Here is a 15,314-nt window from a genome sequence, read left to right on the forward strand (position 1 = left end):
AGCGGGCAAATTACGCGGTGTCTTTCAGCCCTTTATTAAGCAACGCTGCATTTCGCCGGCGTAAAATTGCGTTTTCTGCCGGGCGGTTTCGGAAAGGCGGTGCATTTTTACCGCCGCTGCCCGCGTCACGGTGCCCCGCGCCCGGCGTTAGCAGCACCCCAGTTCGTTCATAATTCAACCCGCTTCATACCCCGATGGGAGAAACGCAACAATCCGTGCCCGCCGCCGCGCTGCACCTGGGCCCCTACCAGGCCGCCGTCGACGCCAAACTCGCCGAATTCAACGCCAAGAACTTCACCGCCGGCTTCTGGCAGAAGCAGGCCGACCTGTGGGTGCAGGACGCCGCCGCCCAGGCCGAGCTGCGCGCCTACATGGGCTGGCTGCGCGTGGCCGAAACCATGCAGGAGCGCGTGCCCGAAATCGAGCAGTTCGTGCAGGAAGTAAAGGCCGCCGGCTTCACCCACGTCATCGTGATGGGCATGGGCGGCTCGTCGATGGCCCCGATTGTGTTCGAGAAGTCCTTCCCCAAATCGGCCGAGGGGCTGGAAATGCTGGTGCTCGACACTACCGACCCCGGCACCGTGCAGCAGATTGAGCGCGCCGTGCCGCTGGAAACCACCCTGTGCATCGTGGCCAGCAAATCGGGCACCACGGCCGAGCCCCTGGCCTTCGGCGACTATTTCTACGACCGGCTCAAGGCCCTTAAAGGCGATAAGGCCGGCGAGAATTTCGTGGCCATTACCGACCCCGGCTCCAAGTTCATTGCCACGGCCGAAAGCCTGGGCTACCGCCGCGTATTCCTGAACTTCACCGAGGTGGGCGGCCGGTTCTCGGCTCTCTCCTATTTCGGCCTGGTGCCCGCCGCCCTCTACGGCATCGACATCGAGGAATTGCTGCGCCGCTCGGTGGGCATGATGCAGGCCAACGGCTCCAACGGCGCCGTGGCATCGAACCCCGGCCTGGAGCTGGGCGTGGCCCTGGGCGTGCTGGCCCAGCAGGGCCGCGACAAGCTCACGCTCGTCACCCCGGCCGGCCTGAGCGACCTGGGCCTGTGGCTGGAGCAGCTCATTGCCGAAAGCACCGGCAAGCACGGCGTGGGCATCCTGCCCGTGGCCGGCGAGCCGCTGGCGGATATCAGCCTGTACGGCCCGGACCGCGTGTTCGTGTACGTGGGCTACGCGGGCGACGCCGACCAGGAGAATCAGCAGAAACTGCAGGCGCTGGAGGCGGCCGGCCACCCGGTTATCAGCATCCGGATGCACGACGCGCTGGACCTCGGCCAGGAGTTTTTCCGCTGGGAAGTGGCCACGGCCGTAGCCAGCGCCGTGCTCGAAATCAACCCCTTCGACCAGCCCAACGTGCAGGCCGCCAAAACGGCTACCGACAAGCTGATGAAGGAAGTAGCCGAGAAAGGCAGCCTGCCCCAGGAAGCCAAAACCCTGGAAGCCGACGGCCTGAGCTACTACGGCGGCGCGGCCACCACCGACGCCAAGCAACTGCTCGAGCAGTTCTTCCAGGCCGAGCCCGGCAGCTACGTGTCCATTCAGGCCTACCTGACGGAGACGCCCGAGCTGAACGCGGCCATAGCCGAGCTGCGCGCCACCCTGCAGCAGCGCCTGCACGCAGCCACCACCTTCGGCTACGGCCCGCGCTTTCTGCACAGCACCGGCCAGTACCACAAGGGCGGGCCGAACACCGGTCTGTTCCTGCAGCTTACCGCCGACAACAACCCCGACCTGCCCCTGCCCGGCCGCTCCTATTCCTTCGGCACGCTGAAGGACGCCCAGGCCCAGGGCGACCTGGAAGCCCTGCGCAGCGCCGACCGCCGCACCCTGCGCGTGCACCTCGGCGCCGACGCCCTGGCCGGCGTGCGTAAGCTCACCGCCGCGCTGAAATCTTAGTGCCTTGTGCCTGGCGCTTGGTGCTTAGCGCACAGGTCCGGGCACTTCGGCTCACAATGCAAAGCCCCGCTGGAATGGATTCCAGCGGGGCTTTTTGGTCGTTTTCGGGGCTGAAATAACGTGACAGGATCGTTTGAATCATCCTGCCAGGCTCCTTACTCTAAGCACCAAGCACTACGCATCAGGCACTAAACCCTACCGGCCGAAGTCATCCTGCACGCGCACGATGTCGTCCTCGTCGGAGGGCTGCGCGGCGTCGGTGTGCTGCCAGATTTCGGCCAGGATGCCCCAGCCGTCGAGGCCCACGAGGCGGTGCCGCTCGCCCTGGCGCAGGGTAATCTGCTCGCCCACCTGGTAGGTCTTCAGCTCGCCCTCGGCGTCGGTGTCGCTGGTGACGACGCCCACCGGGCCCTGCACCACGCGCCAGATTTCGGCGCGGCGGTGGTGGTACTGCCACGACAGGCGCTGGCCCGGGGCTACGATGAGGATTTTGGGGCTGAGCTTGCCCGAGATGCGCAGCTCGTCCACCGACAGGCCGTCGAAGTAGGTGTCGGCAAACTGCTGGGCCTGCCCTTCGTCGATGACGAAAAAGCCACCCCAGGGGCGCGTCTGGTCCTGGCGCTCCACGGCGAAGCCCTGGGCGCGGAGTTGTTGTTCGGTCTGCTGGAAAAGCTGCTGTTTGGTTGAGTCGAGGCTCATACGGGCACGTTGAGGTGAAATGACCAGGCGCGGCCGGCGCTGGCCGTTTTGCCGGGGCCGGACGCCGCGGCAAGACCGCAAATTACGAAGTCCCGGCAAAGTACGGCGCCAGCCTGGCCCCGAACGCCCGCTGCCCGCCCTGCGTACACGCTGCCTGCACCTCACCCTGACTGCCCCATGCGCAAACCTGTTCTCTGGCAGGTGGCCGCCGCCACCCTGGCCACCGGCGCCGCCGTGTACGCCCTCACCCGCAAGCGCTACCCCGAGCTGCGAACCGTCCCGCACGTCGATTTGCACCGTTACGCCGGCCGCTGGTACGAAATAGCCCGCCTCCCCCAGCGCTTCGAGAAGGACTGCACCCACGTGACAGCCGAGTACCGCCCCCTGGCCGACGGCCGCATTGAGGTGCACAACACCTGCCACAAAGACTCGGTGTACGGGCCGGCCGAAACCGTGCGCGGCCTGGCCCGCGTGGTCGATGCGAAAACCAACGCCAAGCTCAAGGTGCAGTTTCAGTGGCCCTTCGAGGGCGACTACTGGATTCTGGCCCTCGACGAGGACTACCGTTTCGCCCTGGTGGGCACGCCCGACCGCAAGGGACTGTGGATTCTGAGCCGGGAGCCGCAGCTGAGCCACCCCACCCGCCAGAACCTCACCGAACTGGCCCGCCAGAACGGCTTCGCGGTGGAAAAGCTGATTTATACCCAGCAGCCGGAGGAGTAGCGCAACTGGCGCCATTTTAGCCGTCTTCGACGGCGTAAACGGTGCCTGGAATAAAGCAGGTTCTCAACCTGCGTACCGCGTTGTTCCATAGAGCTAACATGCTCGTTCGGGCGCCGGCCGCAGGCTGAAAGCCTGCCTGATGTTAGGCACCGGTTACGCCGTCTTCGACGGCTAAACCGGCGCCAGTCGTCCAGCCGCGTCGCACATCCGCCCCAACCGTTTACCTTTGGGCCGATGATTACGCTCAACCCCGGCGACCAAGCGCCCGACTTCACGGCCCAGGACCAAAGCGGCCAGACGCACCGCCTCAGCGACTACCGCGGCCAGCGCGTGGCCCTGTACTTCTACCCCAAGGACGACACACCCGGCTGCACGGCCCAAGCCTGCTCCCTGCGCGACGGCGAAGCCCAGCTCAAGGCCGCCGGCATCCAGGTGCTCGGCGTGAGCCCCGACGACGTGGCCTCGCACCAGAAGTTTGCCGAGAAGTTCGAGCTGCCCTTCCCGCTGCTGGCCGACCCCGAGCGGCAGCTCACGGAGGCCTACGGCGTGTGGCAGGAAAAGAAAAACTACGGCCGTACCTACTGGGGCGTGGCCCGTACCACTTTCCTCATCGACGCCGAGGGCCGCGTGGAGCGCATCATCCGCCGCCCCGACACGAAGAACCACGCCGAGCAGCTGCTTAAGTAGCTCGTTGCGGCCGGCGGCCTCCGTACAGGGGCCGCCGGTTTCGTTTTCGGTAGGATTCGCGGCCACCGGGTTTGGCAGAAGCCGCCCACAGGGCCGAACTTAGCCGCTCATGCGCGTTGCGGACTGGCTCAATCCAGCCACTGCGCGCACTCACTCATTCGCTCAATCACTCTTTTCCCCATATGTCCGCTTCTTCTTCTCCCGCCGCCGAAGCCACGGCCACCCGCTCCGTTGCCGAGCTGAAACAGATTGCCGCCCAGGTGCGCCGCGACATCGTGCGCATGGTCCACGCCGTCAACTCCGGCCACCCCGGCGGCTCGTTGGGCTGCACCGATCTGCTGGTGGCCCTGTACTTCAAAGTGATGAAGCACCAGCCCGAGCCCTTCGACATGAACGGCATCGGCCAGGACCTGTTTTTCCTCTCCAACGGCCACATTTCGCCGGTGTTCTACTCGGTGCTGGCCCGCTCGGGCTACTTCCCGGTGAGCGAGCTGGCTACCTTCCGCAAGCTGAACTCGCGGCTGCAGGGCCACCCCGCCACCCACGAGCACCTGCCCGGCGTACGCGTGGCGTCCGGCTCCTTGGGCCAGGGCCTGAGCGTGGCCACCGGCGCGGCCCAGGCCAAGAAGCTCAACGGCGACGACCGCACCGTGTTCGTGCTGATGGGCGACGGGGAGCTGCAGGAAGGCCAGGTGTGGGAAGCGGCCATGTACGCCCCGCACCATAAAGTCGACAACCTGATTGCCGTGGTGGACCGCAACGGCCAGCAGATTGACGGCCCGACCGAGAAAATCGGCGGCCTGGGCGACCTGCGCGCCAAATTCGAATCCTTCAACTGGGAGGTGCTCGAAGCCAACGGCAACGACCTGGAGCAGCTGCTGCCCGCCCTGGAAGACGCCCAAGCCCGCCTCGGCAAGGGCCGGCCGGTGATGATTCTGATGGACACCCAGATGGGCTTCGGCGTGGACTACATGATGGGCAGCCACAAGTGGCACGGCGTGGCCCCGAACGACGAGCAGCTGGAAAAAGCCCTGCAGCAGCTCATCGTGGAAAAGGCGGCGGACTACTAGCAGTTCGGTCTTAACAGAACGCCATTCCGAGCTTGTCGAGGAATCTCGCGTGCTGACACCAGATAGTAAAATCGTTATCCAACGAAAGAATTGCTGGCTAGCATCAGCACGCGAGATGTCTCGACTTCGCTCGACATGACGTTCAAGTAAACCTTTCCAAACTTCTCCCCTGCCTGCTGACGTCAGGCTCCCCCTCTCCTTTTTCGGAGAGGGGGCCGGGGGGTGAGGCGCCCCGATGGCACGACTCGCACGCACGTTCTGGCTTCTGCTGCTAACCACGCTGGTGGTGGCCGGGCCGCTGCGTGCCCAGCAGGGTGCCCCCAGCAGCCAGCCCAAGACCACGCGCATCCTCTTCGTGCTCGATGCTTCGGGCTCGATGAACGCGCCCTGGGAGGGGCAGCCGCGCTGGAACGTGGCCAAGGCCCTGCTGGCCAAGATGGTCGACTCGCTCAACGCCTATCCCAACCTGGAGCTGGCGTTGCGCGCCTACGGCCATCAGCACCCCAGCACCGAAAACAACTGCGAGGACTCGCGACTGGAAGTGCCCTTCGCGGGCAAGAACGCCGGGGCCATCAAGCAGCGGCTGCAGGAGCTCAAGCCCCAGGGCAACACCCCGATTACCTATGCCTTGCTGCAGTCGGCCCAGGACTTTCCGGCTGACCGCAACGCGCGCAACGTGCTCATTCTGATAACGGACGGGCTCGAATCGTGCAAGGGCGACCCGTGCGCCACGGCCCTGGCGCTGCAGCGCAAGCGGGTGTTTCTGAAGCCTTTCGTCATCGGCATCGGGGCGGAGCGGGAGTTCGGGGAGCAGCTCAAGTGCCTGGGCCAGTACTACAACGCGGCCGACGTAAAGACCTTCCGCAGCATCCTGGGCGACGTCATTGCCCAGACGCTGGCCAAGACGACGGTGGCGGTGAACCTCACCGACGAGACGGGCCGGCCGGTGGAGTCGAACGTGAACCTGACCTTCATCAACAACGTGACCGAGCAGCCGGAGTACAACTACGTGCACTACCGCGACGCCAAGGGCCAGCCCGACGTGCTCGACATCGACGCGCTGCAGAGTTACGATTTGGTCATCAACACGGTGCCGCCGGTGCGCCAGCCGAACCTGGTTATCCGGCCCGGCAAGGCCAACGTGCTGACCTACAAGACCCCGCAGGGCACCCTGAACCTGCAGAACCCGCCGCTGACGCCCAACCCCTACGGCACGGTGCAGGCGGTGGTGCGGGCCCAGGCCTCGCCGGCCACGGTGCTGGCCCGCGGCTTCGGCACGAAGCAGAAGCTGCTGGCCGGCAACTACGAGGTGGAAATCCTCACGCTGCCGCGCATTATCCGGCGCATCAGCGTGAAGCAGGGCCAGGAAACCACCGTTACCTACGACGCGCCCGGCACGCTGAACATCATCAGCGACCTGAAAGGCTACGGCAGCATCTACCGCCTCAACCAGGACGACTCGCAAACCTGGGTGTACGATTTGCCGCCCGGCGGCTCGTCGAAAGTCAATCTGCCCATGCAGCCCGGCGTTTACCGCCTGGTGTACCGCACCAGCAACGCCACCGGCAGCCGCTTCACCGACACGCGCACCTTCACCATCCGCAGCGGGCAAACCACTTCGGTCAGCATCTTCGGCAAATGAGGAACGAACAGTTGAAGGAGCCGCTTGGTGAGGTGCCTGGCTCAGCCGGGCCTGCGGAGGCAGTGGTTGACCAAGCCGCAAGCCGCAAAACCAGCCTGCTGAACGCCTATCAGCGGGACGGTTTTGCCGTGACGGAGCCGCTGTACTCGGCCGCCGAAATCCAGGCCATGCTGGCCGTACTGGAACAGGCCGGCAGCGGCTCCGGCAACTTCCGCCGCACGGCCGAGCTGTTTGCCATCCGCAACCTGCTCACCGAGTTACCCGCCCTGCGCCCGCTGATCTGGAACGAGCGGTTCACCGGGCTGCTGAATCAGCTGCTGCCCGCGCCGCAGTACCTGATCAAAGCCATCTACTTCGACAAGCCCGCGGGCTCGAACTGGGTGGTGGCCTGGCACCAGGATCTGATGGTGGCCGTGGACCGGCGGGCCGAGTTGCCCGGCTTCGGCCCCTGGAAGGTGAAGCCCGAGGGCGTGACGGTGCAGCCGCCGCGCGAGTACCTCGCCAGCATTTGCACCCTGCGCATCCATCTCGACGCCTGCGACGCCGGCAACGGGGCCCTGCGCGTAGTGCCCGGCTCCCACCGGCAGGGCGTCATTGCGGCCGCCGACATTGCTGATTTCACCCCGGCCGCTACGTTCTGCCCGGTGCCGGCCGGCGCGGTGATGCTGATGAAGCCGCTGACCCTGCACGCCTCCCACCGCAGCACGGATGAGCGGCCGCGGCGGGTGATTCACCTTGAATTTTCGTCCCAAACCTTGCCCGGCGGTCTGCGCTGGCGCGAGGCTGCGACCTTACTTAATGATGCTGAACCGGTTCATTCGACGAGCTGACCCAGATTTCTCGCTTCGCTCGACCTGACAACCGATTCGGCCAAGACCCTAAGAACCTAAGACCCCAAGCTCCCATAATGAAAGACTTTCCCTACACCGAGAAAAAAGACACCCGCTCGGGCTTCGGCGCCGGCCTGCACGAGCTGGGCAAAACCAACCCCAACGTGGTGGCCCTCTGCGCCGACCTCATCGGCTCCCTCAAGATGGACGCCTTCGTGAAAGACTTCCCGGAGCGCTTCTTCCAGGTGGGCATTGCCGAGGCCAACATGATGGGCCTGGCCGCCGGCCTGACCATCGGCGGGAAGATTCCCTTCACCGGCACCTTCGCCAACTTTAGCACCGGCCGCGTCTACGACCAGATTCGCCAGAGCATTGCCTACTCGGGCAAGAACGTGAAAATCTGCGCCTCGCACGCCGGCGTGACCCTGGGCGAAGACGGCGCCACCCACCAGATCCTGGAGGACCTCGGGCTGATGAAGATGCTGCCGCACATGTGCGTCATCAACCCCTGCGACTACAACCAGACCAAAGCCGCCACCATTGCCATTGCCGACTACGAGGGCCCGGTGTACCTGCGCTTCGGTCGCCCCGTAGTGCCCGTGTTTACCCCCGCCGACCAGAAGTTTGAAATCGGCAAGGCCGTGATGCTGAACGAGGGCACCGACGTGAGCATCTTCGCCACCGGCCACCTGGTGTGGAAGGCCATCCTGGCCGGCCACCTGCTGGCGGAGAAGGGCATCAACGCCGAAATCATCAACATCCACACCATCAAGCCCCTGGATGTGGAAGCCGTGCTGACCTCGGCCCGCAAGACCCGCTGCGTGGTGACGGCCGAGGAACACCAGATGAACGGCGGCCTGGGCGACAGCATTGCCCAGCTGCTGGCCCGCGAGGAGCCGCTGCCGCTGGAAATGGTGGCCGTCAACGACTCCTTCGGCGAATCGGGCACGCCCGACGAGCTGATGGAGAAGTACGGCCTCAACGAGCAGGCCATCGTGGCCGCCGTGGAGAAAGTAATGGCCCGCCGCAAGTAAGCGTTGGCGTACGACGTAAAAAGCCCCTGCAGCGGCTGGCTGCGGGGGCTTTTTTGTTCAACGGTTTACGTGTTGACGCTGCTGGGGATATGACCCATGCTTTACATGATTACAAAGGTTGATTTTGCACCTACCACCCCTACTATCGTCAATACAATAGTAGCGTCAGTTATTGCGAATTTAGTTTACTAATTTGTCACAGGCCGTTTCCTATATTCCGAATATTTAATAAGTTTTTCTCCATCGTAAAGATAAAGATCAGTTTCTCTCGTACCTACCCAAATATTTCCATTTTTATCTTCCAGAATCGACCACACCCAGGGGTTATCTAGTCCATCTTTCCTCGTAAAGCGAGTAAATGTTCTACCATCGTAACGGCTTAGGCCGTCAGCTCCACCAAACCAAATGTTGCCCTTTCTGTCTTCTATAATCCGGGTAACTTCGCCGGGCATGCCATCTTCTTTTGAAAAGCTTATAAATGATTTACCATCATACTGGTATGCCCCACCCCAATTGCTGAACCAGATATTTCCGTTTCTGTCTTGCAATTGAGGCCATCCCCAATTATGAGCTTTTGGCGTTGGACCGTCTTGAAATAAATCGACTGGCTTGAGTATTGTTATGGCTTTTCCATCGTAGCGATACACACCTTCGTTTGTTCGTCCTCCAAACCAAATGTTACCTGCCTTATCTTCAAAAATACGTTCCACCTTATCGTTAGGGGTTAAAAAGCCATTTATGGCCTCATTAATTGGAAACAGGGTAAAGAGTTTACCATCGTAGGTGTAAACGCCATCTGCCGTCACAAACCATAGTTTTCCGCTTTTTGCTTGTATAATACCCCCCACCGCGTGCGACTGATGGCAAGGATTATTATTAGGAGGCAAGTTTTTGGGTAAAGGAATTTTGATTTCAGTAAATGTCTTACCATCGTAAAGACAAAGCCCTGCTTCAGTACCTATCCATATTTTACCATCTTTGTCTTCCAAAAGAGCAAAAATATTATTACTATTCAGCCCATCGTTCACCAAAAACCGGTTAAACGATTTTCCGTCGTATTTATAAAGACCGTTTTGTGTAGTGCCAAACCAAACGTTGCCGGCTTTGTCCTGCAAAATACATTGAACATTGCCATATTTGGGGTTACCTATGGTTTTTACCAATTTGGGATGATCTTTCGGCAAATCATTTTTATCTGGCCCGTTGCAGGCGTTGCTCAAAAACAACAGCGCCATAAAAGTCAATATTTGCCTTTGTGATAAATATTTATTCGTTACTCTAACTATCAATGATATTTTCATCTTTTTACCGGTTCGGGTGGCGCTGTGAAATGACTGCTAACGTTGAACGGCTTTGAGTTCGGTGAGGCATTTGAAGAACAATAGTTATGAATTATGCACAACAACGCGCCTAGCATACCCCTAATCTAAGGCCCCGGCGGCCCACTGCGGCGAAATGCCCGAATTTTGCCCCATGCGTTTCTTTCAGTACCTGCTTGCGGGCCTGCTGGCCGCCACGGCGCTGCTGCTCAGTCCGGCCGCCCGCGCCCAGCGCCCCGATACCACCATCATCCACTACACCGGCACGCTCACCGGGGCTTTTTCGGCCGGGGGCGTGTACCGCACGCTGCTGACCACCACGCACTCGGTCACCTTCAACCGCGGCCTGCACTTCGGCCTGCCGCTGACGGGCACCTTCATCTACGGCAAGCAGGACCGGCAGCTCAAGGAACGCGAAGCCCTCCTCAACGCCACGCCCTACTACTGGAAGGGTCATTTCCGCGCCTACGGCCTGGGTGGCTACGAGCGCAGCAACCTACGCGGCATTGCGGACCGCTGGCAGGTGGGCGCCGGCCCGGGCTGGTCGTTTTACCGCGACTCGCTGGGCAAGCGCGAGGTGGCGCTGAGCAACCTCGTCATCCGCGAAGCCACTTACTACATCGACGGCAGTGAGCGGGTGGTAACGCGCAACTCCCTGCGCCTGAAGTTGCTGTACACCCTCAAGCAATTCACCGTCTCGACCTTTACCTTCTACCAGCCTTCCATCCCTACCATTTCCGATTACCGCGTCAGCCAGCTGGCCACGGTGACGCTGCGCGTGACCAAGCGCCTGGCCGTGAATGCCACGAGCAACTACACCCACGAAAGCCGGGTGCTGGCCGGCAAGAACCCCGACAACTACAACCTGACGGTGGGCTTCAGCTACGCCACCCCGTAGGCACCGCAGCACCGCCGGTCTGGCCTTCACGCGCGGCCCCTGCCCTCCGCCTTGGCACCACCCGCGCGTCAGCGGCGGCCTGGGGCCGGGACTTCGCGCTGGTAGTCTTCGGTTTGTTCGAGCAGGTGCATGGCGCGCAGAATTGGGTCCCATTCGGGGCCGCGAAACAGCAGCTGGAACCACCGTTGGTGGCGGTTTTCGTAGCGCACGTGCACGAACAGCCAGCCCGCGGCCAGCGCAAACAGCAGCGCCGGGATAAGCAAGCCGGCCAGCTGCAGCGGGGATGCCTCGCGCAGCAGCCGCTCCGTCCAGAAAAAGGTCGCCCAGGCCGGCAGTTGCAGAAAGCCCAGGCGCACCACCCAGAGCGAAGACGTGCGCAGCCGGGCCACGCGCCGTTGCACCGCCACCACCGAGTGGCCCACGTCCACGCGCTGCACCAGCATTAGCTGGTACAGGTACAGGCCGATCATGAGCTTGGTCAGCAGCACCTGGACGACGGCCGAAACCAGGAAAAACGGGCTGGCTACGGCCCAGACGTGGTACAGCAGCGCATCGATGGCCACCACCCACGCCAGGCCTACGACGACGCCGAGGAGCTTGGCGGGGCGCAGTGGCCCCAGCACGCGGGTGAGAGACGGGCGGTCCGCCGGCCGCGGGGGCAGGGCCTGGTCGGCGGGGAAGGGGCGGGCCTGCTGCCACAGGTATTGCAGTTCATCGGGTTCCATAGGGTCAGGCGGTTTGGCGCGCAAAACGTTGGCGCAGTTGCTCTTTGATTCGACTTACTTTGGTGGCCACGTTGCTCACCGAAATGCCCAGGATGTCGGCAATGTCGGCGTGGCTCTTGTTTTCCAGGTAGAGCAGCATCAGGGCTTTGTCCAGCTCGCGCAGCTCCTCGATAAACTGCTCCAGCTGCCGCAGCTGCTGCTCCCGCTCCAGCGCCTCGGCGTCGGGGAGCTGGGGCAGCTCGGGCGGCAGGGGCACGCGGGCGGCCCGGCGGCCGGCGTGCCGGCGGTGGAAGGATATGGCCGTGTTCAGCGCCACCCGGTACACCCAGGTGGAAGCAGCGGCCCGGGCGGGGTCGTAGCGCGGCAGGGCCTGCCACAGCTGCACCAGCATTTCCTGCAGCAGATCCTGCCGGTCGTCCTCGTCGCGGCAGTACGTGCGGGCGACTTTGAACAGAATACTGCGGTGCTGCTCCAGCCAGCGCTGAAATTCCTGCTCGTCGGGAGGCGGGGCCATAGGCTACAGATGGGTAAACCAACCTCCATAAGAACAAGCAGGTTGGTGGGGTCTGCCCAATTATTCGCGGCCCCGGGCTCAACATCACACCCGCTGACGGAAATAGTTGACAGCGCCCCCAACGCTGCCGGCTGGGGGCCTAAAACAAGCGTCCCCGCCCGTGCCGGCCGGGGGCCAGACGCGGACGGGGACGCTGCCGGGTGCAATTCGTTTACTGCTTCGAGCCGCACTCGGCGCAGAACTTCTGCTCGGGCTTCATCGTGGCGCCGCAGTTGCCGCAGAACTTGTCCTTGGCCTGCGCCTGAGCGGCCGCGTTGGGCGTGCCGCAGTTGGGGCAGAACTTCTGGCCGGGGGCCAGCTTGGTCTGGCAGCTGCTGCACTGCTGCACGCTGCCCCGGCCGAGGAAGTCGAGGTCTTTGGTGTAGTCCTGCTCGCGGGTTTTGGTGTGAATCTGCTCGCGGGCGGCCTGGCGTTGCTGGGCGGCCAGTTCCTCGTGCTCGTCGGGGGCGCAGTCTTCGCAGAGGCCGGCCTGGTGGTTCCAGCACACGTCGGGGCACACCCAGTGGCCGCAGCGGGTGCACTGCTTGAAGTGCTGCTTGCCCTCCTGCACGGCTTTTTCCAGGGCCTCGTCGTGGGCCTTGCCGCCCACGGCGCGCTGCACGTGGTAGGCGGCGTTGCCCGCGTCGTAGAAGTGGCCGCCGAACAGGCTGCCGGCAGCGCGCAGCAGCTCCCCGGCAATGCCCACGGAATTGGCCTGGAAGCGCGACATGTGGCCGTTGCGGCACTTGTCGCAGTAGAACTTGAACTGGAAGCCTTTGTCGGTGCTCAGGTCGTCGTAGTTGGCGACGAATTGGATAAGGTTGCTCACAGCGGGGGCGCGGTTTGGTTGGTGCGGGGTAAAAATAAGAATTGCGCCGGCCCAATATTTAATTCGGCTGCCCGGACACGCGGTGCTTGGCGTCGAGCTGCAGGGGATTGTCCTTGAACCAAGTGGTAAACTGCTGCCACTGCTGCGGGTGGGCGGCAATCCAAGCGTCGGTTTCGGTTTCGCGGCCCTTCATCAGCAGCCAGTGGGTGTAGGCCTCGGCGTGGCCCAGCTCGGTCAGGCGCCGCTGGAAGTCGAACAGGGCGCTGGGGTACTGCCGCTCGTGCTGCTGCGCGTACCAGTTCTTGATGAAGCTGCTGCGCAGCAGGTGCAGCGTGGCCAGGGAGCGTTCCGACTCGGCGGCCATCTGCTCCAGGGGCAGGCTCATGGTCATGGTGGCCGTGTAGGGCACGCCCAGCGGCATCACCAGCTTTTTGCCCTTGGGCGGCGCCATCACCACCAGTCGGCTCAGCTGCACGCCGCCCGCGGTGGCCGATTTGGCGTACACGCCGTCCTTGTAGGTCTGGTAGAGCAGTTCGCTGATTTCGGCGGTGCGCGCCGAGTTGCGCTCCAGGTTCATGAAGGCTTCGGCGTAGAGCAGGCCCCACATGCGCTCCGAGGAGTTGCAGTAGAGCAGGGCGGCGCGGTAGTAGTTGGAGGCGAAATCGGGCTCCGCGGCAATGCCCTGCTCGTAGTAGGGCAGGGCGGCGTTGTAGCGCTTGGCGGCGAAGAGCATGTTGCCGCGCTCCAGGTACAGGCGCCCGGCCTTGGGGAAGCGCTTCAGCCCGGCCTCGTAGGTCGCCACCGCGGCCGTGGTGTCGCCGTTGAAGTCGTACAGGTTGCCGAGCATCTGGTAGCAACGGTCGGTGGCCTGCTTGAACTGCACCACTTCCTTGAACAGCGTCAGGGCCTGCGGGTAGTCCTTTTTCAGGTAGTAGGCGTAGCCCAGCTCGTAGGGGTAGTTATAGTCGGTCGGGTCGAGGCGGCGGGCTTCGGTGAGCAGGGCAATGGCCTCGTCAACCTTGCCCTCGTCCATGATGCGGACGGCGGTAATGCCCTTTTCCCGGGCTTGCTCCTTGGGGCTCTGGGCCCGGGTGGTGCCGGCCGCCAGCCCCAGGGCCAGCAGCGTCAAACAAAGAATCTTCATGGCAAATAGGTGGGGTGAGTAATGAGCTGATTGGGAACCGGCAGCGGCGCCGCCGACCGCGCTATCTATTCCCCGGCCAGCGTCAGGTGCGCCAGCGCGCGGCGCAGGGCGGCCGCCAGGGCAGTTTGGTAGCACTCGTCCACCCGCTTGTACCTGGCGTCGAGGCCGGTTCTGGTTTCGTTGTGCTGCCCCGTGGCCACCAGCAGCAGCTGGCCCTGGCCGTCGAGCAACGCCAACTCCACCTTGGCGTACGCGCCCACCATTTCCCGCTCAGCGGTGCGTATAAAGAGCTGGTAGGCATCTACAATGCGGCACTGCAGGGTGGCGGCGGGCCGGGTGGAGTCGGCCTGAAAGTGCGCCTGCAGGGTGGCCTGCAGCTGGGCCTGCTGCTCGGGGCTCAGGCGCGGCCACACCTTGTCGCCGCGGCCGGGCGTGGAGAACGTGGGCAGCTTGAGGGGCCGGTCCGACACCGCCGGGCGCTCATCGGTGATGCTGATGCCGGTGAGGCGGTACTGATTGGCCGCGGGCAGGCTGCTGAGCAGGGTTTGGGGCGCCGCCTCGGGTGCGGGCGCGGCCGGCGGGCCGCCGAGGGCCGGCTGCTGGGCGGCGGCCAGCGCGGGCGGCAGCGCGAGGCCCAGGGTCAGCAGCCAGCAAACACGGTTCGGGCGGAACGACATAGCAGCAACAAGGGAATAAGTGGCTGCCCAGGCGCAACGGCCCGGGCGGTAAAGGTGGGCACGTCAGGGCTGCGGGGCGTATAACTGGGCCAGCAGCACGATGGCCGCCACCAGCCCCAGGGCCAGCAGGAAGAACGTCCAGCTGGTGCCGCCGCGGCGGCGCAGCTGCTGCAGAATAGCTTCCTCGGAGGTTTCGCGGCGCAGTACGCGGGTAATCTTGCGCCGGGCGTGGCTGAGGTAAATCCAGTTGCCAAACGCCGCGTACAGGCTGGCCGCCACCAGGTTGACCACCACCACGCTGCCCGGGTTGGCGGCGTTGTAGCCGGGGATGAAGCGCGGCAGCAGCCACTGCTCCAGCTGCGCTTCCACGATGAGCAGGCCCACCAGCAGCAGGGCCACGCCGTACATGCGCCGGTAGATAAACCAGAACAAACCCACGAAAAAGGCGGCCGCGTTGAAGCTCACGCGCCGGCCAGCCTGCAGCTGCCGCCAGTAGTACAGGTAATAGTCCGCATTTTTGCCGAAGAAGGCAGCCAGGTATTCCTCGTTGATGGGCATAAGCGTGCTAGCCACGGCGCCGCGC

The 15,314-nt window shown here is 63.5% G+C and carries 16 protein-coding genes; 8 read left to right on the plus strand and 8 right to left on the minus strand.

From position 1 onward, the window contains the following. Nucleotides 1–194: 194 nt before the first annotated feature. The gene (locus EJV47_RS20600) at nucleotides 195–1,901 is read left to right on the plus strand and encodes a glucose-6-phosphate isomerase (RefSeq protein ID WP_126695096.1); all 1,707 of its coding nucleotides are present in this window, start codon (nucleotides 195–197) and stop codon (nucleotides 1,899–1,901) included. 195 nt (nucleotides 1,902–2,096) lie between these two features. On the opposite strand, the gene EJV47_RS20605 is transcribed toward EJV47_RS20600, so the two are convergent. Beyond that, nucleotides 2,097–2,600 (minus strand): cupin domain-containing protein, encoded by a 504-nt coding sequence (locus EJV47_RS20605; RefSeq protein ID WP_126695097.1) that lies wholly within the window; start codon nucleotides 2,598–2,600, stop codon nucleotides 2,097–2,099. Nucleotides 2,601–2,777: 177 nt separating this feature from the next. Here EJV47_RS20605 and EJV47_RS20610 point away from each other — a divergent pair, with 177 nt between their 5' ends. The 6 genes from EJV47_RS20610 to EJV47_RS20635 all read left to right on the plus strand — a co-directional run bounded on the left by EJV47_RS20610 (nucleotide 2,778) and on the right by EJV47_RS20635 (nucleotide 8,586). Beyond that, nucleotides 2,778–3,323, plus strand: a complete 546-nt coding sequence (locus EJV47_RS20610) for a lipocalin family protein (RefSeq protein WP_126695098.1) — start codon at nucleotides 2,778–2,780, stop codon at nucleotides 3,321–3,323. A gap of 237 nt (nucleotides 3,324–3,560) precedes the next feature. Continuing rightward, on the plus strand, nucleotides 3,561–4,010 hold the full coding sequence (bcp, locus tag EJV47_RS20615) for a thioredoxin-dependent thiol peroxidase (protein ID WP_207895952.1): 450 nt from the start codon (nucleotides 3,561–3,563) through the stop codon (nucleotides 4,008–4,010). A 182-nt stretch (nucleotides 4,011–4,192) separates the two neighbouring features. Then, on the plus strand, nucleotides 4,193–5,080 hold the full coding sequence (locus EJV47_RS20620) for a transketolase (RefSeq protein ID WP_126695100.1): 888 nt from the start codon (nucleotides 4,193–4,195) through the stop codon (nucleotides 5,078–5,080). Nucleotides 5,081–5,315: 235 nt separating this feature from the next. After that, the gene (locus EJV47_RS20625; RefSeq protein WP_126695101.1) at nucleotides 5,316–6,722 is read left to right on the plus strand and encodes a vWA domain-containing protein; all 1,407 of its coding nucleotides are present in this window, start codon (nucleotides 5,316–5,318) and stop codon (nucleotides 6,720–6,722) included. Nucleotides 6,723–6,784: 62 nt separating this feature from the next. Continuing rightward, the gene (locus EJV47_RS20630) at nucleotides 6,785–7,552 is read left to right on the plus strand and encodes a phytanoyl-CoA dioxygenase family protein (RefSeq protein ID WP_165903853.1); all 768 of its coding nucleotides are present in this window, start codon (nucleotides 6,785–6,787) and stop codon (nucleotides 7,550–7,552) included. Nucleotides 7,553–7,629: 77 nt separating this feature from the next. Beyond that, a complete protein-coding gene (locus EJV47_RS20635; protein ID WP_126695103.1) occupies nucleotides 7,630–8,586 on the plus strand; it encodes a transketolase family protein in 957 nt (318 codons plus the stop codon). Nucleotides 8,587–8,774: 188 nt separating this feature from the next. On the opposite strand, the gene EJV47_RS20640 is transcribed toward EJV47_RS20635, so the two are convergent. Beyond that, a complete protein-coding gene (locus EJV47_RS20640) occupies nucleotides 8,775–9,887 on the minus strand; it encodes a ligand-binding sensor domain-containing protein (RefSeq protein WP_126695104.1) in 1,113 nt (370 codons plus the stop codon). 172 nt (nucleotides 9,888–10,059) lie between these two features. On the opposite strand from EJV47_RS20640, the gene EJV47_RS20645 reads away from it, so the two are divergent. Then, entirely contained in the window at nucleotides 10,060–10,803 is a 744-nt protein-coding gene (locus EJV47_RS20645; RefSeq protein ID WP_165903854.1) for a DUF481 domain-containing protein, read from the plus strand. A gap of 68 nt (nucleotides 10,804–10,871) precedes the next feature. On the opposite strand, the gene EJV47_RS20650 is transcribed toward EJV47_RS20645, so the two are convergent. The 6 genes from EJV47_RS20650 to EJV47_RS20675 all read right to left on the minus strand — a co-directional run bounded on the left by EJV47_RS20650 (nucleotide 10,872) and on the right by EJV47_RS20675 (nucleotide 15,289). Further along, nucleotides 10,872–11,528, minus strand: coding sequence for a hypothetical protein (locus EJV47_RS20650; RefSeq protein ID WP_126695106.1), 657 nt, complete (start codon nucleotides 11,526–11,528; stop codon nucleotides 10,872–10,874). A gap of 4 nt (nucleotides 11,529–11,532) precedes the next feature. Continuing rightward, entirely contained in the window at nucleotides 11,533–12,042 is a 510-nt protein-coding gene (locus tag EJV47_RS20655; protein ID WP_126695107.1) for an RNA polymerase sigma factor, read from the minus strand. Nucleotides 12,043–12,253: 211 nt separating this feature from the next. Continuing rightward, nucleotides 12,254–12,910 carry a zinc ribbon domain-containing protein gene (locus EJV47_RS20660; protein WP_207895943.1) on the minus strand — a complete coding sequence of 219 codons (657 nt, stop codon included), beginning with the start codon at nucleotides 12,908–12,910 and terminating at the stop codon, nucleotides 12,254–12,256. Between the two features lie 58 nt (nucleotides 12,911–12,968). Beyond that, entirely contained in the window at nucleotides 12,969–14,054 is a 1,086-nt protein-coding gene (locus tag EJV47_RS20665; RefSeq protein ID WP_126695108.1) for a tetratricopeptide repeat protein, read from the minus strand. Between the two features lie 65 nt (nucleotides 14,055–14,119). Then, nucleotides 14,120–14,731 (minus strand): hypothetical protein, encoded by a 612-nt coding sequence (locus EJV47_RS20670; protein WP_126695109.1) that lies wholly within the window; start codon nucleotides 14,729–14,731, stop codon nucleotides 14,120–14,122. A 63-nt stretch (nucleotides 14,732–14,794) separates the two neighbouring features. Then, nucleotides 14,795–15,289: a DUF2628 domain-containing protein gene (locus tag EJV47_RS20675; protein ID WP_207895945.1), complete on the minus strand. Its 495-nt coding sequence runs from the start codon at nucleotides 15,287–15,289 to the stop codon at nucleotides 14,795–14,797. Nucleotides 15,290–15,314: the final 25 nt, after the last annotated feature.

The organism is Hymenobacter gummosus, assembly GCF_003970915.1.
Taxonomy (GTDB): domain Bacteria; phylum Bacteroidota; class Bacteroidia; order Cytophagales; family Hymenobacteraceae; genus Solirubrum; species Solirubrum gummosum.